Origin of the sequence: Amaricoccus tamworthensis, assembly GCF_049800875.1 — a bacterium.
In the GTDB taxonomy this organism is placed as follows: Bacteria; Pseudomonadota; Alphaproteobacteria; order Rhodobacterales; family Rhodobacteraceae; genus Amaricoccus; species Amaricoccus tamworthensis.
Genome location: NZ_JBNAFV010000003.1, coordinates 179,654 through 198,496, shown reverse-complemented (window position 1 = coordinate 198,496; position 18,843 = coordinate 179,654). Strand labels below are relative to the sequence as shown.

Below are 18,843 nucleotides of genomic sequence, written 5' to 3'. Positions count from 1 at the left end.
TCGCCCCTTGCCATTTCGGCCGGATCAGCCGCTGAAATAGTCCTTCAGCACGCGGGCGTACACGTCACGCAGGGCGGTGATCTCATCGACCGGGACGCGCTCATTGATCTGGTGCATGGTGTTGCCGACAAGGCCGAACTCCACAACCGGGCAGTGGTATTTGATGTAGCGCGCGTCCGACGTGCCGCCGGTGGTGGACAGCTCGGGCGTCACACCCGTGACGGCCTCGACCGCCTTGGCGACAAGCTCCACGAAGGGGCCCGGCTCGGTGATGAAGCTTTCGCCGGTGACGCGGAACCTGACGTCGATTTCAACGCCAAATTTGCCTGAGACGAGGGCGGCCTCTGCGCGGATCATTTCCGAGAGGCTGTCTGAACTGTGCCGGTCATTGAAGCGGATGTTCATCATCGCGCGGATTTCGGCGGGGATTACGTTGTTGGCCCTGTTGCCCACATCGACGCTGGTGATGGCCAGCGTAGACGGGTCGAAATGATCGGTGCCCTGATCAAGCTCCATGCTGGCGAACCGGTCGAGCAGGTGGACCATGGCCGGGATCGGATTGTTCGCCTTGTGGGGGTAGGCGGAATGGCCCTGGGTGCCGGTGGCGGTCAGGTAGGCCGTGATCGACCCGCGACGGCCGATTTTGATCATTTCACCCATGTTGGCTGGGCAGGTCGGCTCGCCCACGATGCAGTGGTCGATTTTTTCGCCCGCCTCTTCCATCCAGTCGAGGATAGCCTTTGTTCCGTCCACGCCGTCGCCTTCCTCATCGCCGGTGATGGCGATGGCGATGCGGCCCTCGGGAGGGGTGTTTGTGACAAAGTCGATGGCCGCGGCCACGAACGCCGCGTCGGCGGATTTCATGTCCTGGGCGCCGCGGCCGAACATAATGCCGTCGCGGATTTCCGCGGCAAAAGGCGGGTGGTCCCAGGCGTTTTCGTCACCGGTCGGCACGACATCGGTATGGCCGTTAAAGCCAAGCGTTTGGCCGCTTTCGCCCCAGACGGCATAGAGGTTGGCGATACCGTTGCGGTCGGGGCGCTGGGTGCGGAAACCGGCCTCTGACAGGAGCTTTTCCAGCAGCTGGATGGCGCCGCCCTCCTCGGGTGTGACGGAGGGGCAGCGGATCAGGTCGGCGGTCAGCTGGACCGGGTCGGTCATTTGGGGCTCCTTGCGGATAAAGTGTGGGCCGGTGTCATGTCAGCTGTTCCGCCCGGTGTTTACGCCGGGCAGCGCCGCCCCTGGTTTGGCGCGGATGCGTCGCAGTGGCATATCCACTACCGCCCGCTCCTGCGCTTCGGCCGGGCGGCGAGGATCACCTTGAAGTTCCGGTCGGCGGAGAGCTGCTTCCAGTGGCCAAAGTTCGCGTCGAGCGCGGCCTCGTAGGGCAGCTGCCGGTTGGCGACCATGAACAGCGTCGCGGCGGGTTTCATGATGCGCGCGGCGGTGGCGATGAAGGCGGCCCCCAGATCGGGCTCCGCAGCCCGACCCTGATGGAAGGGCGGGTTGCAGATCACCGTGTCATAAGGCTCCGTCATGCGCGGCAGCGAAGGCACATCGGCCCAGTGAAACCCTGCACGCGGATCGGCCACATTGCGCTCGGCACAGTCCAGCGCGCGGCGTTCAGCCTCATAGAGGTCAATACCGGTGATCTTGTCGCAGGTATGCAGCGCAAGTGCCGAGAGCCAGCCCCAGCCCGCGCCGAGATCGGCAACACGGCCACGCACCCGCTTGTCGAAAGCTTCCACCAGACGGTGGCTGCCCGGATCCGACCCGGCGGGGGAAAACACACCGGCCATGGTCCAGAAACCTTCCTCATTCTTCGCGGGCGCGGCCCCGGCGGTCCAGTCCTCGGCCTCCGCCGGCAGGGCGCCGGGACGTTCGAAGAAGGAGACACGGCCATGGGCCTTGACCCAGGTGCTGGCGGCGGGCAGGGCCTTGCCGACCTGGCGCACCAGGCTGTCGATGCCATCCGTCTTGTTGCCGTTGACCGCGAGCGTGCCGCCGGAGCGGAGCATGGCGAGGCCACGGGCCACGTTGCCAAGGTTCTCAGCGCGGCTGCGGGTGGCGTTGACGATCACAAGACCCGCGTCCTCGGTCTCGACCCGCGGGCTGACGTTCAGCCCCTCATCTGCGAGGCGGTCATGGGTGGGGCGAAAGGACTGCTCGCACAGAACTGGCAGGTCGCGCGTCAGGAACCCGGCGGGTTCGGCGCGCAGAAACACTGTGGAGCCGGTCTCGGGCAGGCGAAGTTCGCCGGCGTCAACGGCAAGGGACAGACGGTCGGTTTTGGACATCGGGTTTCAGGCGTTCCGCCTATTCCCTTTCCATGGTGCACTGAAGCGGGTGCTGGTTCCGGCGGGAGAAATCCATGACCTGGGTGACCTTGGTTTCGGCAATCTCATAGGAAAAGACACCTACAACGGCCAGGCCCTTGCGGTGTACGGTCAGCATAATGTCAACAGCCTGCTGATGGCTGATGCCGAAAAACCGCTCCAGCACGACGATGACAAATTCCATCGGCGTATAGTCGTCATTGAGCAGCATCACCTTGTAGAGCGGTGGCCGTTCGGTTTTCGGGCGCGTTTTGGTAATTACGCCGGTGTCCCCATCGGGGTTTGTTTTGTCTGCAGCCATGAGTTCCGTCCTGAGCGATCAGGTGTCGTTCACGGGGTTATACATGAAAATCCCGCCGCGCGAAAAGGGTCCCCGGCGGGGCGGTTCACGGATAATCCCGCCTGAACGGCACAAAATTCCGTCAGGGTTAACTGTGAACCCCGGTGCCGCGGTTCAACCCCGCAGGCCGGGGCCGGTGCGGCCTGGGTGATTCACCCCATACAAAAACGCCCTGGAACCGGCGGGTTCCAGGGCTCGCGGCTTGAGCGCCAGGCACAAAGGGAGGAGAGTACCTTAAGCGGTCGGGCCGTATATCAGGCCGTGTAGGACTTCATGGTCTCGGTGGCGGCGGTAACGCGTGCGCCGAGCGGAGCCGTGATGTCTTTCGCAGCTGCAACGTAGATTTCGTTCATCTTGGTTGCCTGGCTTACGAAGCCTTCAAAAGCGGACTGGGCAAAAGCGGACTGCTTTTCAAACAGTTCGGAAACGGTCTTCGCGCTTGCCAGATCCTGAGCGGCAGCAACACCGTCGTCATAGGCTTTTTTCGAGTAGGCGCTCATCTCGGAAGTGATGCCTTCGGCAGCCTTGGCGGCGATTTCGGAAGACTTGACCATTGCTTCAACGTTTTCCTGGCTGAATGCAGTCAGGTCTTCGAAGCCTTTGGACATTTTTTCAAACTGCTCGGAAGCGGTTTTCTGGGTCTCGGCTACGAAGTTTTCAACTTTTGCGGTAGCATCTTCCACGGTGGAAGCAGCTTCTTTTTTTGCGGCGGCGGCAGTCTTGGTCGTGCGAGCAGTCATTGCAGTTCCTCCATAGGGACGTTGTTTCGATGACAGACAACTAGGGTCTTTGCTGCGTTGCGTCAAGGCTGTTTTGTGCAGTGCAACAAACATTTTTTGAAGGAAATGTCACGCCGTTTGGCTTTCCGCCGGAATCTGTTTGCCAGTCGCGATGAGCGTGTTACATTAAATCAAAATAAAGCATTCGCCGTGTAGTGTTTGCGATAAATTTGAGGCATGGGCGCGAAATGCGCCGGAGGCAGTGATGTACCAAACCGTTTCCCGCGGGTTGTTCCTCTTGATATGTTTGGCGTTTTTTGCCGCTACGGCCCAGGCGGCCCAGTACGCGGCGCTCGTCATGGATGCCAGAACCGGCAAGGTTCTTCATTCCAGGCATGCGGATACCCGGGTTCACCCGGCGTCTCTTACCAAGATGATGACCCTTTATATCGTGTTCGATGAGGTCCAGAAGGGCCGGCTTTCCTTGAACCAGAAAGTTCGTATTTCGAGCAATGCAAGCGCCGAGCCGCCGTCTAAACTGGGGCTGCGTACCGGTCAGACGATCGAACTGCGCTACCTGATTCGCGCGGCTGCCGTGAAATCGGCCAATGACGCCGCGACCGCCCTGGGCGAGGCCGTGGCCGGATCGGAGGCCGAGTTTATCAAGCGCATGAACGCCTATGCCAAGGCGATGGGCATGACGAACACCTCGTTCCGCAACGCACATGGTCTCACCGCCACCGGGCACATGTCCACCGCGCGGGACATGGCGAACCTGGGCCGTCGGCTTTTTTATGATTTCCCGCAGTATTACAACCTGTTCAGCCGTCAGTCGACTTCGGCCGGGATCAAGACCGTGCGCAACACCAACCGCCGGCTTCTGTCCGACTATCCTGGCGCTGACGGCATCAAGACCGGATATACCCGTGCCGCCGGATTCAACCTGGTGTCCTCCGCAAAGCGCGGCGACAAGCGGGTGATCGTGGCCGTGATGGGCGGACGCTCCAGCGCGACGCGCAATGCTGAGGTCGCCCGTCTAATGGATCTGGGCTTTGACCGGATGCCGCGGACTGCCCGGGTAATTCCGCCCGCGCCGCTAAGATCGCCGACAACCGTTGTGGCCGCCGCGTCGCAGACACCAATTGCCGTTGCGGCCCTGACCATGCGGCCCATGCCGCGGTCGATGGGTGTGGCCAACACGGTGGCCCGCAACAATGCCGGTATCGCCGCCGCAATCGCCGAGGTGAATGCCGAGCTGGCCGCCTCCAAGGAGCAGGCCGGTCTTTTGAACTTTGCCCGCCTGATGGGTCGCCCCGCGCCGCGTCCCGCGGCCATGGGGGGAACCCCGCCCGCGCCTGATGCCGGATCCGCCTCGACCTTTGCCTCCGGTGCGGCCTCCACCGCCATTATTGATGACACGCCGCCCCAGCGGCCGGAGCAGATCAAACGCACGGTGCAGCTGGCCATGGGCACCACGTCCAACACCTCCACGGGTGGCAATGACTGGGGCGTGCAGCTGGGCGCTTTCCGGGCCAAGGGCGATGCTGAGCGTCAGCTTCTGACCACCGCGCTCAAGGACGTGCCGCATCTGAGCGGCGGCCTGCGCCGGATCGAGACCGCGAATCTCGACGGCGTGCGGGTGTTCCGCGCCCAGTTCGTGGGCCTGTCCCAGGCGGCGGCCGTGTCGGCCTGTGAGGAACTTGCGCGTCTAAGTTCCGACTGCGTGCCCATCGCACCGGGCACCTGAGGCAACAGCCCTCAACCAGACAAAAGAAAACCGGGTCGGCACAGCGCCGGCCCGGTTTTTTTTGTGTTCAGGGGGAGGGGAGCGTGGCGCCGCTACCAGATATGGCGCAGGTTGGGGAGATCAGAGAATACCGCGCGTCTGGTCACAAGCAGCATGTCGTTAAACTCGGCGGTTGCCGCTATCAGGCGATCAAAGGGATCGATATGCGCCCATTCTGGGTTGCTGGCGTATCGGAAAATTTCAGGGGAGAACTTTGCCGTCTGTGCACCCTGTTCCTCGGGAATGTCGGCGAGGCGGTGAACGACCGGGTGCATTTCCGGCCAGTGGCCAAGCCGGATTTTCTGGCCGAGGTCCATGACGCTGATCTGGCTGACGTAAACCGTTTCGGCGTTGGAGATGACCCGGACCGCGACCTCCGAGAGGCTGCCCAGATGCGCGAAGGAGGATACCCAGACGGGCGTGTCAAGCAGGACCCGCCTCATCGGCATGCGTCGGAGCCTCCGTAATCGCCGAACGCCAGTTTGAAGAGTTTTTCCGGGTTGCCGAGTTCCCCCTCCAGAAGCCCGAGGCGGAAACCCGAGCGTGTCCCCTGTGCCGGGAGCATGCGCGTGTCGCGGGTGTTTTGTGGCGCTGAGCCAGCAGATTTCTGGCGATTTTCCTGGATGGTATTGCAGTCCATCGTGTCGTTCCTGTTGGTGTAACCTGATGTCGAAAGCGGGCGTGCGCGCGGCGCCCATGTGTCAGGATGTTCGTTAAGGTTCGTTCATGCTCCCTTTCCGTCAGCTCTGAACCCGTCGGATTCGTTTAAACCTTTAAAATAACATTCTAGAAATTTTGCACTACCATACAAGCGGTATACGTATCTTCAATACTACTTAGAGTTGCATGTGATGCAAGCAGGCAACTTACTGAGCGGTTGCTCAAATATCCGGCGAAAAAATTTAGCGGTGTGGCCGGGTCAGGCGTTGGCGGCCTGTTTCTCACCCGAATCGGCCGGCTCGGCGAGGCCAAGGGAGCGCATGAGTTCGCGAACCTCCTGACGGGCGGCAATGTTCGACATGGACATGGCCTGGGGATCATCCGGGCGCAGGTCCAGCAGGGTCAGGCCCGAGAGAAACATTTCGCGGAAGATCACCCGCTCGGAGAACCCCGCAACCAAGCGGAACCCAATACGCGCGGCGAGATCCTTGAGCGCGGCCCCGACCCGGCGTTTGTTCTTGGCGTCAATGGTCGACATCCGGTTGCGCAAAACCACCCAGTCCATCGGCTTGCGGCCGGAGGCGGCACGTTTCTGCCGCGCGTTCCAGACCATCTCCGAATAGAGCGATGGCCCAAGAATCTTGCCATCCGCCGGATCGAGCCGGGCGAGCATGTCAAAATCCACCAGGCTGTCATTCATCGGGGTGATGAGCGTGTCGGCACGCGCATGGGCAAACCGCGAGTAGGGAGTGAATGAACCGGGGCAGTCGATGACGATATAGGCGCATTCCGCGCTCAACTCGGCCATGGCCTGGTCGAACAGCGCCTCATCCTCCGCCTCCGCCTGTTCGCGGCTGTCATTCGTGCTGGCGGCGAGTTCGATCTGGACCGGCATGGGCAGTTCGATGCCATGACGCTCCATATAATTGGTGCGGTTGTCGAGATAGCGGAACAGGCTTTTCTGCCGCAGATCGAAATCCAGCGCGCCCACGCGGTATCCATCGCGAACGAGGGCGGTGATCAGGTGCATGGCCGTGGTGGACTTGCCGGAGCCGCCTTTCTCGTTACCCATGACGATGACATGTGCCATACCGCGAAACCTGCGCTAAGAATCAAAATGGCGCATCCCCGTTGGGAACACGCCACCATATCTAGTTGAATCAGATGATTCGGGGAAGGCTCAGAAGCCAAGACCCTCGTATTTCTTCTTGAATTTGGAGACCCGGCCACCGGTGTCCATCAGTCGGGCGGAGCCGCCGGTCCATGCGGGGTGAACGCTGGGATCGATCTCCAGGTTCAGCACGTCACCCTCGGAACCCCAGGTGGATTTCGTGGTGTAGGTTTCGCCGTTGAGGAGCTTGACCTCGATGGTGTGATAGTCGGGATGGATGTCTTTTTTCATCGGAGCTCTCCTCAGGCCTTCTCTTTTTTCGGCCGGTAGTTGGTTTTCTCAGCGATACGGGCCGATTTACCGCGACGCTCACGCAGGTAATAGAGCTTGGCGCGACGGACCTGGCCGCGACGGACCACGGTGATGCTTTCGATGTTTGGCGAGTGGAGCGGAAATACGCGCTCGACGCCCTCACCAAAGGAGATTTTGCGAACGGTGAATGCCGCGCCGATACCGTCGCCGCCGTTGCGGCTGATGCAGACGCCCTCATAGGCCTGCACACGGGTACGGGTGCCCTCGGTCACCTTGTAGCCCACGCGGATCGTGTCGCCGGAAGAAAAATCCGGAATGTCCTTGCCGAGCTCCGCAATCTGTTCGGCCTCGAGCGTTTCGATGATGTTCATCGGTCTCGTCCTTCTACTGCCCGCCTTTACCGGCGGTGGTCTGCGCGTCCGATTGCTCTGCCTCTCCTGCCGGGTGCCGCATATGCGGGCCGCTTTCGCCCACATAGGCCCGCCAGAGATCTGGACGACGTTCCTTGGTCAGCCTTTCCGCCTGGGTTTGCCGCCATTCGGCAATCCGGCCATGATGTCCCGAGAGGAGTACCTCGGGTATCGTGTGACCTTCCCAAGTGGTCGGGCGGGTATATTGAGGGTGCTCCAAAAGGCCGGAGGAGAATGATTCCTCGACCGACGACTCAGGATTGCCCAGGACGCGCGGTATAAGGCGAACGCAGGCATCAATCAAGGCCATTGCCGCAATTTCCCCACCCGTCATCACAAAGTCGCCGAGCGAGACCTCGCGAAGCCCGCGTGACGTAATAACCCGCTCGTCAAGTCCCTCAAATCGCCCGCAAAAAAGCGTAACCCCCTTGCCGCGCGACAGAGCCGCCGCATCGGCCTGGTCGAAAGGCTTGCCCCGCGGCGAGAGGTAAATCACGGGCCAGTCCTCGCGGCAGTGTCCGCTTTCCGCCGCATCAATTGCCGCCGCCGCCACATCCGGGCGCAGAACCATGCCCGCGCCGCCGCCCGATGGCGTGTCATCGACGCTGCGGTGTTTGTCCGTGGCAAAGTCGCGGATGCAGGAGGTTTCGAGGTTCCAGTGCCCGTCCTCCAGCGCCCGTCCGGTCAGCGATGCGCCAAGCGGGCCGGGGAACATGTCGGGGAAAAGCGTGAGGACTTTGGCGGTCCAGGCGGCGTCAGTCATCCCGGTCGCCCAAAATCTCCGCCGGCGGGTCGATCACGATGCGTCCGCCCGCAATGTCCACCGTAGGCACGGTCGCGAGAGTGAAGGGGATCAGCAGCGCGTTCTGGCCCGGAATGCGAATTTCCAGGATATCGCCCGCGCCGTGATCCATCACCGCGCCTACACGCCCGATTTCCGTGCCGCCGGTGTCGATGGCCGTCAACCCGATGAGGTCGGCGTGATAGAACTCGTCCTCTTCCGGCTCCGGCAGGCGCGCGCGGGGGGCATAGAGGCGCGTGCCTTTCAGCTCCTCAGCCTCCTCGCGGGTGGTCACACCCGAGAGCCGGGCCGCGAACGCGCCCTTGATGGCCTTGACGATGCGGATGTCGAAACTGCGGCCGTCCTCGCTGGTCAGCGGGGCATACTCCGCGATGGAGGCGGGATCGGCGCAGAAGCTTTTCAGTCGCACGTCGCCGCGCACACCCCAGGCACCGGCAATGGCACCAAGACAGACGAGGGATTTGTCAGCGGGCATGGGCGGGCACCGGGCTTATGGTTTCCACGGCCCCGTCACTCCGTTTGAAACCGCCAGAAGGGCAGGACGGGTGAGAGGGGCCGCGATCAGGTCAGACCCCGGGGAAGGGCGGGCCATCCCCCGGAACAGCGGATTATTCCGCTGCGGCTTCCTCGGTTGCTTCCTCAGCGGGAGCCTCGGAGGCGGCAGCCAGCTTGTCGGCTTTTTCCTTGGCGCGTTCCTGGGCGGCTTTGCCCGGCGTGCCGGATTTCGGGTTGTTGCGGGTTTTCTTGTCAAGAACACCGGCGGACTCGAGGAAACGGCTCACGCGGTCGGTCGGCTGTGCGCCCTGGTCGAGCCAGTACTGAACACGCTCGGCGTTCATCACGATGCGGCCTTCGTTGTCCTTGGCGAGAAGCGGGTTGTAGGTGCCCAGTTTCTCGATGAAACGGCCGTCGCGCGGCATACGGCTGTCGGCGGCTACGATCGAATAGAACGGGCGTTTCTTGGAACCGCCGCGGGCGAGTCTGATTTTCATGGCCATGGGTGTTGTCTCCTGTTCATGTCCGGTTTTTGGGCGTGTGCCCGTTTTCACTGATGTGTTCGTGGTGCCTGATGACTTCCGAGATGATGAAGTTCAGGAATTTTTTGGCGAAATCCGGGTCGAGATCCGCTTCCGCCGCCAGCCGTTCGAGCCGTTCGATCTGCCGCGCCTCCCGCGACGGGTCGGACGGGGGCAGCTCATGCTCGGCCTTCAGCACGCCAACGGCCTGGGTGTGCTTGAACCGCTCGGCCAGCGTGAACACGAGGATCGCGTCCAGCCGGTCGATGCTGTTGCGGTGGCCTGCGAGGATTTCGGCGGCTTTCTCGACGACGTCACTCATGCGCGCCACCAACGGGATACGGGTGCGATCATGATCATTTCTTTTTCCCCAGTCCGCCGAGGCCAGGGGGCAGGCTCATGCCAGGGGGCAGGGCGCCCGGACCAGGCATGCCACCGGGCATCCCGCCTGGCATTCCACCGGGAGGCATGCCGCCACCCTTGCCCATCAACCCGCCAAGACCGCCGCGCATCAGGCCCTTGAGACCCTTCTTGCCGCCCATCTTCTTCATCACATCCGCCATCTGGCGGTGCATTTTCAGAAGTTTGTTGAGCTCCGACACCTCCATGCCCGCACCGGCGGCAATGCGCTTCTTGCGGCTGGCCTGGAGGATCTGCGGATTGCGGCGTTCGCGTTTGGTCATGGAGTTGATGAGCGCGATCTGACGGCGCAGCATGGTGTCGTCGAGACCCGCGCCCTCCATCTGCTTCTGCATCTTGCCCATGCCAGGCAGCATGCCCATCACGCCCTGCATGCCGCCCATTTTCATCATCTGTTCAAGCTGGCTCTTCAGGTCGTTCATGTTGAACTGACCCTTCTGGAACCGCTTCATCATGCGCTCGGCGGCTTCCTGCTCCACCGTTTCCTGGGCTTTTTCCACCAGCGACACGATGTCGCCCATGCCGAGAATGCGACCAGCGACGCGTTCGGGGTGGAATTCCTCCAGCGCATCCATTTTCTCGCCAAGACCGACGAACTTGATCGGCTTGCCGGTGACCGCGCGCATGGACAGGGCCGCACCGCCGCGTCCGTCGCCGTCCATACGGGTCAGAACCACGCCGGAAATGCCCACACGTCCGTCGAACTGCTCGGCCACGTTGACCGCGTCCTGACCGGTGAGGCCATCGACCACCAGAATGCTCTCATGGGGTTTGGCGGCGTCCCGCACCGCCTCAACCTCGGCCATCAGCTCGTCATCCACGTGCAGACGACCCGCCGTGTCGAGCATGACCACGTCATAGCCGCCCAGCGTCGCCTGCTGCTTGGCGCGTTTAGCGATGGACACCGCATCCTGACCGGGAATGATCGGCAGGGTATCGACGCCGATCTGCGTACCCAGAACCGCCAGCTGCTCCATCGCGGCGGGGCGGCGGGTGTCGAGCGAGGCCATCAGCACGCGCTTGTGCTCACGGTCCTTCAGACGCTTGGCGAGTTTGGCGGTGGTGGTCGTCTTACCCGACCCCTGCAGACCGACCATCAGGATCGGGGCGGGCGGGCTGTCGATTTTGAGCGCACCGGCATTGGCATCGTCACCGGCCAGCATCGCGATCAGCGCGTCATGGACGATCTTGACGACCTGCTGACCCGGGGTGACCGATTTGGTGACGGCCTGGCCCTTGGCGGCCTCACCAACGGTTTTAATGAAGTCCCGGGCCACCGGCAGCGACACATCCGCCTCCAGCAGAGCCACACGCACCTCGCGCAGCGCCAGCGAAATGTCCTCGTCGCTCAGCGCACCCTGCTTGGTGAGGTTTCCGAAGACGCCGGAAAGCCTGTCGGACAGATTTTCAAACATGCGCGTCTCCATTTGCCGCGACGCATGGGGGCACCCATGCGCAAAACCAGAAAAACGCCGGTGGGCGCAACGCGCTGACCGACGGCGATCCCGCAAACCACGGGACCGGAGTGTTCACGGACTCCGGGTATCGCCGCGGGGCATAGTGGGTTTTGCGGGAGGGGTCAAGGGGTGGGGATGGTTCCGCCCGAAAGGCCCAAATAATTGACCTTCTGGCGATTTTCATGTATAGTTTAGAAACTATCCAAAACTTTCGACAGAAAAAGAGAGTTTTCGATGAAGCATTGTTCCATACTTTTACTTACTTTCGTTGCAGCGGCTGGTTGCGAGACAACCATACCTGATCCCGGTAGTGACATGGAGCGGCCCGAGGTTACGTTGCAGATCAACGACGGTCGCATGTTTGTTCTGCTAACGAACGATCCGGATCGGGAAATCGATACCAGACAGTGCGATGACGGGGAAAGGCCGATCATCTTCGGGCGGGGAGATTTCAACTGGCCCATCAACTACCATCTCACCAGGCGATACCCACTGAGCCTGCTGATCAGCGCGTACGACAGCGGAGGTGTCGCGGAAATCAGGATTGAAATGGCCGGTGACGAAGGATTGAGCGTAACCGATGCGCCCGAAACTGCCACAATCGTTTACCGTGATGGAGACCGTTTCATACGCGGGGGTAACACCGCAATCGGAGACTACACAGCAACGGTCACGCAGGCCTTCCCGTTTTCTGACCCGAGATCGGGCCGGGCATTGGCCTTGCGCTTCGATCCCGCGATGCTGTCGGCTTATCTGTCTTTCCAGGTCTATGACTATTCCGGGAACCGAATCGATGGGCAGGCCCTAATCCTAAACGAAAGCCACAGGGATATCAGGTGTGGGTGATCTCCCAATGATCTGCTGACATCGTTGCTCCGAACGGAAAAGGTGATCCAGTTCGGAGGGTTGAGCGTATTCTCCCAACAACGGGAGGTTACCGATGAAAAAAACCATGTGCGTTTTGGCAGCCTTGATGGCGTTCCAGGCGGGGCCGGGGATGGCGCAGCTGGTGCGGATCGAGACGGAGGCGAAGTTTCGCGAGGTCGTGGAGGGCGCGCTTCTGACGCGGCCTTTGGTCAAGCTGACCGTCACCGGCGACGGGCGGATCAGCGGCACGGGTGCCTTTGACGACATCCAGGGCCGGTGGCAGTGGGATGGCGACTATTTCTGTCGCGAGATGACCTGGGGCTCCCGCGAAATCGTTTGGGACTGCCAGACCGTGTCGGCGGCGGGCGACACAATCCGGTTCACGGCGGAACGTGGCGCCGGGGACAGTGCGGAGTTTTCGCTCAAACGTTGACCCGGGCCGGGGTCGTTTCCCCCGCCAGTTCAATCAGCCGCTCCGCAATGCGGTCGATGCTCAGGATGGCGTCGGGGTGGTCGTCGCGGATCACGTTTTCCGGCATGGCACTGAACAGAGCCTCATCCGGCGACTGGACCAGCATTTTGGCGTCCACCGTGTCGAGGATCTGCGCCCCCAGCGTGCCGTCATGCATGGTCCCCGACAGAACCACGCCGATCCCGTGTTCCCCATACACATCCGCAAGGGAGGCAAACAGCACGTCGATGGACGGACGGAAGCCCCTGCGGTCGCCATATTCCTCCAGCATGATGCGGTTGCCGTGGAAAAACGGCTGCGCCTCGGCGGTGAAGGTATAGATATGCCCCGGTCGCATCAGCAGGCTCTCGGTGACCGTCACAACCGGCGCCCTGGCCTCACGCTGCAGGATCTGCCCCAGGCGGCTCGGCGGGCGGGTGTGCAGCGCAATCACCACCGGTGCCGTCAGCGTCGGCGGGATCAGCGGCACCAGGTCGCACAGCGTCTCAACACCCCCGGCGGAGGCGCCAATCACCACGACATGGCGAAAACCGGTATCGCCGTCATCCCTGGTGCTGATGGTTTCCTGTTTCAAGCCTGCTCTCCCCGTATGGTCGGTTTCCGATCATTACACGGCACGACCCACATGAGAACCGCGAATTCAGGGGTGCTTGGCAGAGCGCCCGCGTGTTGGTAATGGGCGTGCCATGTCAGACATCGTTGTTGCCGCACTCTATAAATTCACGCCGTTTGAGGACCCGGAGGCCATCCGGGGGCCGCTGCGCGCACTTTGCGACGCCGAGGGCGTACGCGGAACCCTCCTGCTGGCCCATGAGGGCGTGAACGGCACCATCGCCGGAACCCGCGCGGGGATCGATGCGGTTCTGGCGCATCTGCGCGGTTTGCCGGGCTGCGCGGACCTGGAGTGGAAGGAAAGTTCCGCCGACCTGATGCCCTTCGCCCGCATGAAGGTGCGGCTCAAGAAGGAGATCGTCACCCTCGGCCAGCCCAGCGTCGACCCGACCGCGCATGTCGGCACCTATGTGGAGCCGAAGGACTGGAACGCGCTGATCCGCGGCAATGACGTGGTGGTGATCGACACCCGCAACGACTACGAGGTCGGCATCGGAACCTTCAAGGGCGCGGTTGATCCCAACACCAAATCCTTCGGCGAATTTCCCGACTGGTGGCAGGCCAATAAGGAGCGGTTCGCGGGGCGGAAGGTCGCAATGTTCTGCACCGGCGGCATTCGCTGTGAGAAATCGACCAACTACCTGATGAATGAGGGCGTCGAGGACGTCTATCACCTCAAGGGCGGTATCCTGAAATACCTCGAGGAGGTGCCGGAAGAGGAAAGCCTCTGGGACGGGCAGTGCTACGTCTTTGACGGGCGCGTCTCCGTCGGGCACGGGCTGGTCCAGGGTGACTACCGCCTCTGCCACGCCTGCGGCCGGCCGATCTCGGCCGGGGATGAGGCCTCGGAGGTGTTTGAGGAGGGCGTGTCCTGCCCGGCCTGCGTCGATGAGTATGACGGGGTTGCGAAGGAACGGTTCCGCGAGCGTCAGCGCCAGATCCGCCTCGCCCGCGAACGCGGTGAGGCACACATGGCCGGCGGTGGCCGCTCCACGGACTAGCTTCGGTCAGGCGTCGGCCAGCACCACCATCCGGTCCCGGATTTCCGCAAACGCCGCCCGCCACGCGTCGCGCAGTTCCGGCGTGAAATCGGGACCCAGGGTTTCCCCCATCGTGATCATCAGGGCCGAGCCCATCGGCTCGAAATGCTCCCGCCGCACCCCGAGTGCGCTGTGGGAGGCCGCAAGCCCGTTCAACTCGTTGTCCAGCGATTCCGGATCGTCGAGCAGAAACGCAATGGTGTTCAGGGTCGAGAAGAACTTCATCCCCTGGCCCGCAAGATCCTCGCGGAACATCGGACGAAGCCCAGGGTCAATGGAAAACAGGGTCTCGTAAAAATCGGTGGATGCGGGTTTGAGATGCTCGCGGACCTTCGGAATGCTGTCCTTGATGAGCCGGATCTGTTCGTCTGTCAGGGTCATGCCTACCTCCTGCCTTGCTGGACCTGCATGACACGATTCCCGCCCCGCCGCCTTGATATGGCACAAGCCGCACACGCTCGATGGTCGTGTCCGTTCCCGCGCGACCGCGCGCGGCCGGTTCAATCAGGGCGGGTTTTTAACGTGCAAAATTTTTATGCACCCCGGGAACCTTTTTCGCCGCTCACGTGTTTGTAGGACATGACGGGGCCGGGACAACGGATCCCGGCAAAACAGAGAGAGAAAGGGCAGAAAATGAGAAATCTGATGATTACGACGACAGCCGCAAGCGCACTTCTTCTTGGCGGTTTCGCTTACGCCCAGACAGACACAACCGACTCCGCTGGCGAGCCGCTCATCGAGCAGGACTCTGCAATGGAACCGGCAGCAGAGCCTGCAACCGACGGTGAAATGGTTGATCCCGCCGCTCCGACCATGGCTGAGGGTGACCGCGAAATGATGACAGCACCGGAAATCTCGATGGATGGTTACGAGGCCGCTAAAGCCGAGGAACTGACCGCTGACGACCTGACCGGCGCGGCCGTATACGGCGTCAACGATGAGGAAGTAGGCGAGATTGGCGAGCTTCTGCTGACCGATGACGGCCAGATCGACCGTGCCGTAATTGAAGTCGGTGGCTTCCTGGGCCTTGGTGAAAAAGCCGTGGCACTGACGATGGACGAGCTGACAATCATGCGTCCCGATGACGGCAGCGACTTCCGCGTCTATGTCGACAGCACCGAGGAAGCACTGGAAAACCAGCCGGAATACGACGGGTAATTACTGACCTCCCTTGACTTGGCCGGGCCTTTGGGCCCGGCTTTTTTTGTATGGGGCCACCGGTTTTCGTGGCAGACCTGAATTCAGGCAACAATAATCACACCGCGGGGGCGCACCGATTATGGATGAGTTGAGAACCACAAACCGCCTTTTGTGCGGCATGCTCGTCCTTATGGCGCTCGCAACCGCTTATTTTGCCAAGGATATTATCCTTCCCGTCGTCCTGGGCCTGATGTTGGCCCTCACCCTCGGCCCAACCGTGCGGGCCTGTTCGCGGGTGGGGTGTCCGCCCCCGGTGGCGGCGGTGCTGATCATCTTCTCGCTGTTCGGGATTATCGCCGCGGCGGTTTATTTCTTCAGCGGGGCGGTCACCATCTGGTTTGACGAAATCCCCGTGATCATGGCGGAACTGCGCGGCAAACTACGGGCCATTATTGAGTCGTTTGAGCATGTGCGCCAGGCCTCGGAACAGGTCGAGGAGATGGTCGTCTCGGCTGAGGAGGGCGGGGAGCCCCGTGCCGTGGTGGTGGATCAGCCCGGACTTTTGACCACCGCCGTCAGCACCTTCGCCAGTTTCACCACATCGCTCGCCGTGGGCATGGTGCTCGCGGTGTTCCTGCTGGGTTCGGGCGGTCTGCCCCAGGCCGGAACCGCCGCCGTTGGCCGCCGGTCGCGCGGTCAGCCAACCGACGCCTCGGCCATCATCATGGTGATCGAGCGCAGCATGTCGCACTACCTCTTCACCATCACGCTTATCAATGCCGGTCTGGGCCTGTCCATCGGCATCGCGATGTACCTCGTCGGCATGCCGTATGCACCGGCCTGGGCGGTCGCCGGGTTCTTTCTGAACTTCCTTCCCTATGTCGGGGGGCTGATCGGAACCTTCGGCGTCGCGGCCTTCTCGATCGTGACGTTTGAGAGCCTGTCCTACGCCTTTCTGGCGCCCGCGCTCTACCAGCTTCTGACCACTTTGGAGGCACAGTTCGTTACCCCAGTTTTGCTCGGAATGCGATTGAGGCTGAACGCGGTCTCCGTGTTCCTCGCGGTGATTTTCTGGTCCTGGCTCTGGGGTATACCCGGCGCGCTGCTGGCCGTGCCGATTCTGGTGATGATCAAGGTAATCTCAGACGAGGTCGAGGGCCTCGCCTGGCTCTCCAGGCTTCTCTCCGGCCCCCCGGTGGAGGAGACGGAGAAGAAGGCCGACGCCTGACCCCTACACCGCCGCCATGCGCAGCGGCGTGTTCCGCACCGGCAGGTGGATAAGCGCCGAAAACGCCCCAACCCCGATGCCAACCCACCAGACGAGGTTGTAGGTGCCGGAGACGTCATAAAGCTCCCCGCCCAGCCAGACACCCATGAAGCTTCCAACCTGGTGGCTGAAAAACACGATGCCATAGAGCGTGCCCATGTATTTCACGCCATAGATCTGCGCGATCAGACCACTGGTCAGGGGCACGGTCGCAAGCCACAGCGACCCCATCACCAGCGAAAACACGATCACCGTCGTGGGTGTCATCGGCGTCATGATAAACAGCGTCGCGGCAATGGTCCGGCCCAGATACACCAGCGACAGCACGTATTTCCGGTTTATGTATTTGCCCACATACCCCGCCATCAGCGTGCCACCGATATTGGCAATTCCAATAAGCCCAATGGACAGCGCCCCCACGGCCGAGGTCGTGCTGATACCCAGCCCGTCCAGAATACCCCCCGGCGCCACCGGCCCGCAGACCTCCGTGATGAAGGCCGGGAAATGCGCCGTCACAAATCCAAGCTGATACCCGCAGGAGAAAAACCCGAGGAAAATGAACGTAAAACTCGGATCCTTCAGCGCCTCCTTCAGTGCGCTCATCATCGAAACCCCATCATCCCCCGACGACGGCTTTTCAATCCCACGCAGAATGGGCGTCAGCAGAATGGTCGCCAGCACCACAACGGCAAACACGAGGAAAACCCCGGACCAGTCCATGAACCGCAGCAGAACATCCGCGATCAGCGGCCCGGCAAACTGCCCCGCCGAACCGATGGCCGTGGCGATGCCAAGTGCCATGGAGCGGTTCTCGTCCGACGCCGCACGCCCTACAACCGCCAGGATCACACCAAAGCCCGTGCCCGCGATGCCAAAACCAATCACGATATTCAAAAGCTGATGCCCCAGCGGCGTCGTGGCCCAGGCCGAAAGGGCCAGACCCCCCGCATAGGCAATCGCACCCAGAATAATCGCGCGCCGGTCCCCGAATTTCTCACCAATCGCGGCAAAAATCGGCTGACCAAAGCCCCAGGCCAGGTTCTGGATCGCAATGGCCATGGAAAATTCCGCCCGCGGCCAGTTGAACTGCTCGGCAATCGGGATCTGAAACAGTCCAAAACTCGCACGGATACCGAACGCCACCAGCAGGATAAGGCTGGCGGCAACAAGCACGGGCGTGAACAGGGGCGCGGAAGTTTTATGCATGTTAATGTCCTGAAATTCAGGCGCGGACACTCGCCGATTGCCGGGCTTTGGTCAATTTCCTTTTGACGCTTGCGTCCGGGTTGCAGGCTGGTAGGGATCAGGAGGATTTGAGAGGAGAACCAGACCGTGGTCGACTGCCTGTACCGTGATGACGCCTATGCAACCGAATGTGATGCGGTGGTGACGGAGGTGGTGGACGGCCAGGGGTTCGAGCTGGACCGGACCGTGTTCTACGCAACCTCCGGCGGCCAGGCCGGGGACACCGGCACCTGCCAGCGCGCCGACGGTACGGAGGTTGCCATTACCGGCACCATCCACCCCGAACGCGACCGCGCCCGCACGCTGCACCAGGTCGCGGAAGGCACGGCCCTGCCGGAGGTCGGTGAACGGGTGCGCGTGGTGCTGGATTTCGACCGGCGTCTGCGCCTGATGCGGATGCACACCGCGCTGCACCTGCTCTCCGTCGTGTTCCCGTTCGGTGTCACCGGCGGCACCATCACACCCGACAAGGGCCGGCTCGATTTCGACATGCCCGACGCACCCGAAGACCTTGAGGGCGCGGCCGCGCGTCTCAACGACATGATCACGGCGGATCACCCGGTCACGGATGAATGGATCTCCGACGGGGAAATGGCCGCGCGCCCGGAGATGGTAAAAACCATGTCCGTAAAACCACCCACCGGCCAGGGCCGCGTGCGGCTGGTGCGCATCGGCGCCGGGGATCAGCCGGTGGACCTTCAGCCCTGTGGCGGCACGCATGTCCGGACCACGGCGGAAATAGGACCGGTGCGGATTGGCAAGGTTGAGAAAAAGGGGCGAAACAACCGCCGCATCAACCTGCATTTTGTGGAATAGCGCCGGGGTGGTTTC

24 protein-coding genes are annotated in these 18,843 nt (G+C 62.0%); 7 read left to right on the top strand and 17 right to left on the bottom strand.

The window, feature by feature from the left end:
- Positions 1-24: 24 nt before the first annotated feature.
- From dapE to ACP15P_RS08235, 4 genes are all read right to left on the bottom strand, one after another.
- Positions 25-1,161: a succinyl-diaminopimelate desuccinylase gene (gene dapE / locus ACP15P_RS08250; protein ID WP_424927989.1), complete on the bottom strand. Its 1,137-nt coding sequence runs from the start codon at positions 1,159-1,161 to the stop codon at positions 25-27.
- 116 nt (positions 1,162-1,277) lie between these two features.
- Positions 1,278-2,297: a class I SAM-dependent methyltransferase gene (locus ACP15P_RS08245; protein ID WP_424927988.1), complete on the bottom strand. Its 1,020-nt coding sequence runs from the start codon at positions 2,295-2,297 to the stop codon at positions 1,278-1,280.
- Positions 2,298-2,316: 19 nt separating this feature from the next.
- Entirely contained in the window at positions 2,317-2,637 is a 321-nt protein-coding gene (gene clpS, locus ACP15P_RS08240; protein ID WP_424927987.1) for an ATP-dependent Clp protease adapter ClpS, read from the bottom strand.
- 293 nt (positions 2,638-2,930) lie between these two features.
- Positions 2,931-3,416, bottom strand: coding sequence for a phasin family protein (locus tag ACP15P_RS08235; RefSeq protein ID WP_424927986.1), 486 nt, complete (start codon positions 3,414-3,416; stop codon positions 2,931-2,933).
- A 244-nt stretch (positions 3,417-3,660) separates the two neighbouring features.
- Here ACP15P_RS08235 and ACP15P_RS08230 point away from each other — a divergent pair, with 244 nt between their 5' ends.
- Positions 3,661-5,142, top strand: a complete 1,482-nt coding sequence (locus tag ACP15P_RS08230) for a serine hydrolase (RefSeq protein WP_424927985.1) — start codon at positions 3,661-3,663, stop codon at positions 5,140-5,142.
- Between the two features lie 92 nt (positions 5,143-5,234).
- On the opposite strand, the gene ACP15P_RS08225 is transcribed toward ACP15P_RS08230, so the two are convergent.
- From ACP15P_RS08225 to ffh, 10 genes are all read right to left on the bottom strand, one after another.
- On the bottom strand, positions 5,235-5,630 hold the full coding sequence (locus tag ACP15P_RS08225) for a type II toxin-antitoxin system VapC family toxin (RefSeq protein WP_424927984.1): 396 nt from the start codon (positions 5,628-5,630) through the stop codon (positions 5,235-5,237).
- Positions 5,621-5,821 carry a hypothetical protein gene (locus ACP15P_RS08220; RefSeq protein ID WP_424927983.1) on the bottom strand — a complete coding sequence of 67 codons (201 nt, stop codon included), beginning with the start codon at positions 5,819-5,821 and terminating at the stop codon, positions 5,621-5,623. Before ACP15P_RS08220 ends, ACP15P_RS08225 begins: the two co-directional genes overlap by 10 nt.
- Positions 5,822-6,100: 279 nt before the next feature.
- Positions 6,101-6,931 (bottom strand): division plane positioning ATPase MipZ, encoded by an 831-nt coding sequence (locus tag ACP15P_RS08215; RefSeq protein ID WP_424927982.1) that lies wholly within the window; start codon positions 6,929-6,931, stop codon positions 6,101-6,103.
- A gap of 90 nt (positions 6,932-7,021) precedes the next feature.
- Entirely contained in the window at positions 7,022-7,243 is a 222-nt protein-coding gene (gene rpmE, locus ACP15P_RS08210; RefSeq protein WP_424927981.1) for a 50S ribosomal protein L31, read from the bottom strand.
- Between the two features lie 11 nt (positions 7,244-7,254).
- Positions 7,255-7,635: a 50S ribosomal protein L19 gene (gene rplS, locus ACP15P_RS08205; RefSeq protein ID WP_424927980.1), complete on the bottom strand. Its 381-nt coding sequence runs from the start codon at positions 7,633-7,635 to the stop codon at positions 7,255-7,257.
- Positions 7,636-7,648: 13 nt separating this feature from the next.
- The gene (gene trmD, locus ACP15P_RS08200; RefSeq protein WP_424927979.1) at positions 7,649-8,437 is read right to left on the bottom strand and encodes a tRNA (guanosine(37)-N1)-methyltransferase TrmD; all 789 of its coding nucleotides are present in this window, start codon (positions 8,435-8,437) and stop codon (positions 7,649-7,651) included.
- On the bottom strand, positions 8,430-8,951 hold the full coding sequence (rimM, locus tag ACP15P_RS08195; protein WP_424927978.1) for a ribosome maturation factor RimM: 522 nt from the start codon (positions 8,949-8,951) through the stop codon (positions 8,430-8,432). The genes trmD and rimM overlap by 8 nt, the downstream gene beginning before the upstream one ends.
- A gap of 133 nt (positions 8,952-9,084) precedes the next feature.
- On the bottom strand, positions 9,085-9,474 hold the full coding sequence (gene rpsP, locus ACP15P_RS08190) for a 30S ribosomal protein S16 (RefSeq protein WP_424927977.1): 390 nt from the start codon (positions 9,472-9,474) through the stop codon (positions 9,085-9,087).
- Positions 9,475-9,490: 16 nt separating this feature from the next.
- Entirely contained in the window at positions 9,491-9,814 is a 324-nt protein-coding gene (locus ACP15P_RS08185) for a chorismate mutase (RefSeq protein WP_424927976.1), read from the bottom strand.
- Positions 9,815-9,848: 34 nt separating this feature from the next.
- Positions 9,849-11,327: a signal recognition particle protein gene (gene ffh / locus ACP15P_RS08180; RefSeq protein WP_424927975.1), complete on the bottom strand. Its 1,479-nt coding sequence runs from the start codon at positions 11,325-11,327 to the stop codon at positions 9,849-9,851.
- A 357-nt stretch (positions 11,328-11,684) separates the two neighbouring features.
- Between ffh and ACP15P_RS08175 the strand changes: the two genes are divergently transcribed.
- The gene (locus ACP15P_RS08175; protein WP_424927974.1) at positions 11,685-12,215 is read left to right on the top strand and encodes a hypothetical protein; all 531 of its coding nucleotides are present in this window, start codon (positions 11,685-11,687) and stop codon (positions 12,213-12,215) included.
- A gap of 94 nt (positions 12,216-12,309) precedes the next feature.
- The gene (locus ACP15P_RS08170) at positions 12,310-12,669 is read left to right on the top strand and encodes a dihydrodipicolinate reductase (protein ID WP_424927973.1); all 360 of its coding nucleotides are present in this window, start codon (positions 12,310-12,312) and stop codon (positions 12,667-12,669) included.
- Here ACP15P_RS08170 and ACP15P_RS08165 read toward each other — a convergent pair.
- A complete protein-coding gene (locus tag ACP15P_RS08165) occupies positions 12,659-13,282 on the bottom strand; it encodes a chemotaxis protein CheB (RefSeq protein WP_424927972.1) in 624 nt (207 codons plus the stop codon). The two genes, ACP15P_RS08170 and ACP15P_RS08165, sit on opposite strands and share 11 nt — an antisense overlap.
- 112 nt (positions 13,283-13,394) lie before the next feature.
- On the opposite strand from ACP15P_RS08165, the gene trhO reads away from it, so the two are divergent.
- Positions 13,395-14,321, top strand: coding sequence for an oxygen-dependent tRNA uridine(34) hydroxylase TrhO (gene trhO, locus ACP15P_RS08160; protein WP_424927971.1), 927 nt, complete (start codon positions 13,395-13,397; stop codon positions 14,319-14,321).
- 6 nt (positions 14,322-14,327) lie between these two features.
- Here the strand turns inward: trhO and ACP15P_RS08155 are convergent, their stop codons facing one another.
- A complete protein-coding gene (locus tag ACP15P_RS08155; protein WP_424927970.1) occupies positions 14,328-14,741 on the bottom strand; it encodes a globin domain-containing protein in 414 nt (137 codons plus the stop codon).
- Positions 14,742-15,005: 264 nt separating this feature from the next.
- Here ACP15P_RS08155 and ACP15P_RS08150 point away from each other — a divergent pair, with 264 nt between their 5' ends.
- Positions 15,006-15,518, top strand: coding sequence for a PRC-barrel domain-containing protein (locus ACP15P_RS08150; protein WP_424927969.1), 513 nt, complete (start codon positions 15,006-15,008; stop codon positions 15,516-15,518).
- 121 nt (positions 15,519-15,639) lie between these two features.
- Positions 15,640-16,728, top strand: a complete 1,089-nt coding sequence (locus tag ACP15P_RS08145; protein ID WP_424927968.1) for an AI-2E family transporter — start codon at positions 15,640-15,642, stop codon at positions 16,726-16,728.
- A 3-nt stretch (positions 16,729-16,731) separates the two neighbouring features.
- Here the strand turns inward: ACP15P_RS08145 and ACP15P_RS08140 are convergent, their stop codons facing one another.
- On the bottom strand, positions 16,732-17,973 hold the full coding sequence (locus ACP15P_RS08140; protein WP_424927967.1) for an MFS transporter: 1,242 nt from the start codon (positions 17,971-17,973) through the stop codon (positions 16,732-16,734).
- A gap of 126 nt (positions 17,974-18,099) precedes the next feature.
- Here ACP15P_RS08140 and ACP15P_RS08135 point away from each other — a divergent pair, with 126 nt between their 5' ends.
- The gene (locus ACP15P_RS08135) at positions 18,100-18,828 is read left to right on the top strand and encodes an alanyl-tRNA editing protein (protein ID WP_424927966.1); all 729 of its coding nucleotides are present in this window, start codon (positions 18,100-18,102) and stop codon (positions 18,826-18,828) included.
- The last annotated feature ends 15 nt before the right edge of the window (positions 18,829-18,843 follow it).

What these genes read in the sequence shown, in the direction of transcription:
- dapE (WP_424927989.1), bottom strand. Translation starts at nt 1,161, where the DNA reads ATGACCGACCCGGTCCAGCTGACCGCCGACCTGATCCGCTGCCCCTCC.
- ACP15P_RS08245 (WP_424927988.1), bottom strand. Translation starts at nt 2,297, where the DNA reads ATGTCCAAAACCGACCGTCTGTCCCTTGCCGTTGACGCCGGCGAACTT.
- clpS (WP_424927987.1), bottom strand. Translation starts at nt 2,637, where the DNA reads ATGGCTGCAGACAAAACAAACCCCGATGGGGACACCGGCGTAATTACC.
- ACP15P_RS08235 (WP_424927986.1), bottom strand. Translation starts at nt 3,416, where the DNA reads ATGACTGCTCGCACGACCAAGACTGCCGCCGCCGCAAAAAAAGAAGCT.
- ACP15P_RS08230 (WP_424927985.1), top strand. Translation starts at nt 3,661, where the DNA reads ATGTACCAAACCGTTTCCCGCGGGTTGTTCCTCTTGATATGTTTGGCG.
- ACP15P_RS08225 (WP_424927984.1), bottom strand. Translation starts at nt 5,630, where the DNA reads ATGCCGATGAGGCGGGTCCTGCTTGACACGCCCGTCTGGGTATCCTCC.
- ACP15P_RS08220 (WP_424927983.1), bottom strand. Translation starts at nt 5,821, where the DNA reads ATGGACTGCAATACCATCCAGGAAAATCGCCAGAAATCTGCTGGCTCA.
- ACP15P_RS08215 (WP_424927982.1), bottom strand. Translation starts at nt 6,931, where the DNA reads ATGGCACATGTCATCGTCATGGGTAACGAGAAAGGCGGCTCCGGCAAG.
- rpmE (WP_424927981.1), bottom strand. Translation starts at nt 7,243, where the DNA reads ATGAAAAAAGACATCCATCCCGACTATCACACCATCGAGGTCAAGCTC.
- rplS (WP_424927980.1), bottom strand. Translation starts at nt 7,635, where the DNA reads ATGAACATCATCGAAACGCTCGAGGCCGAACAGATTGCGGAGCTCGGC.
- trmD (WP_424927979.1), bottom strand. Translation starts at nt 8,437, where the DNA reads ATGACTGACGCCGCCTGGACCGCCAAAGTCCTCACGCTTTTCCCCGAC.
- rimM (WP_424927978.1), bottom strand. Translation starts at nt 8,951, where the DNA reads ATGCCCGCTGACAAATCCCTCGTCTGTCTTGGTGCCATTGCCGGTGCC.
- rpsP (WP_424927977.1), bottom strand. Translation starts at nt 9,474, where the DNA reads ATGGCCATGAAAATCAGACTCGCCCGCGGCGGTTCCAAGAAACGCCCG.
- ACP15P_RS08185 (WP_424927976.1), bottom strand. Translation starts at nt 9,814, where the DNA reads ATGAGTGACGTCGTCGAGAAAGCCGCCGAAATCCTCGCAGGCCACCGC.
- ffh (WP_424927975.1), bottom strand. Translation starts at nt 11,327, where the DNA reads ATGTTTGAAAATCTGTCCGACAGGCTTTCCGGCGTCTTCGGAAACCTC.
- ACP15P_RS08175 (WP_424927974.1), top strand. Translation starts at nt 11,685, where the DNA reads ATGGAGCGGCCCGAGGTTACGTTGCAGATCAACGACGGTCGCATGTTT.
- ACP15P_RS08170 (WP_424927973.1), top strand. Translation starts at nt 12,310, where the DNA reads ATGAAAAAAACCATGTGCGTTTTGGCAGCCTTGATGGCGTTCCAGGCG.
- trhO (WP_424927971.1), top strand. Translation starts at nt 13,395, where the DNA reads ATGTCAGACATCGTTGTTGCCGCACTCTATAAATTCACGCCGTTTGAG.
- ACP15P_RS08155 (WP_424927970.1), bottom strand. Translation starts at nt 14,741, where the DNA reads ATGACCCTGACAGACGAACAGATCCGGCTCATCAAGGACAGCATTCCG.
- ACP15P_RS08150 (WP_424927969.1), top strand. Translation starts at nt 15,006, where the DNA reads ATGATTACGACGACAGCCGCAAGCGCACTTCTTCTTGGCGGTTTCGCT.
- ACP15P_RS08145 (WP_424927968.1), top strand. Translation starts at nt 15,640, where the DNA reads ATGGATGAGTTGAGAACCACAAACCGCCTTTTGTGCGGCATGCTCGTC.
- ACP15P_RS08140 (WP_424927967.1), bottom strand. Translation starts at nt 17,973, where the DNA reads ATGCATAAAACTTCCGCGCCCCTGTTCACGCCCGTGCTTGTTGCCGCC.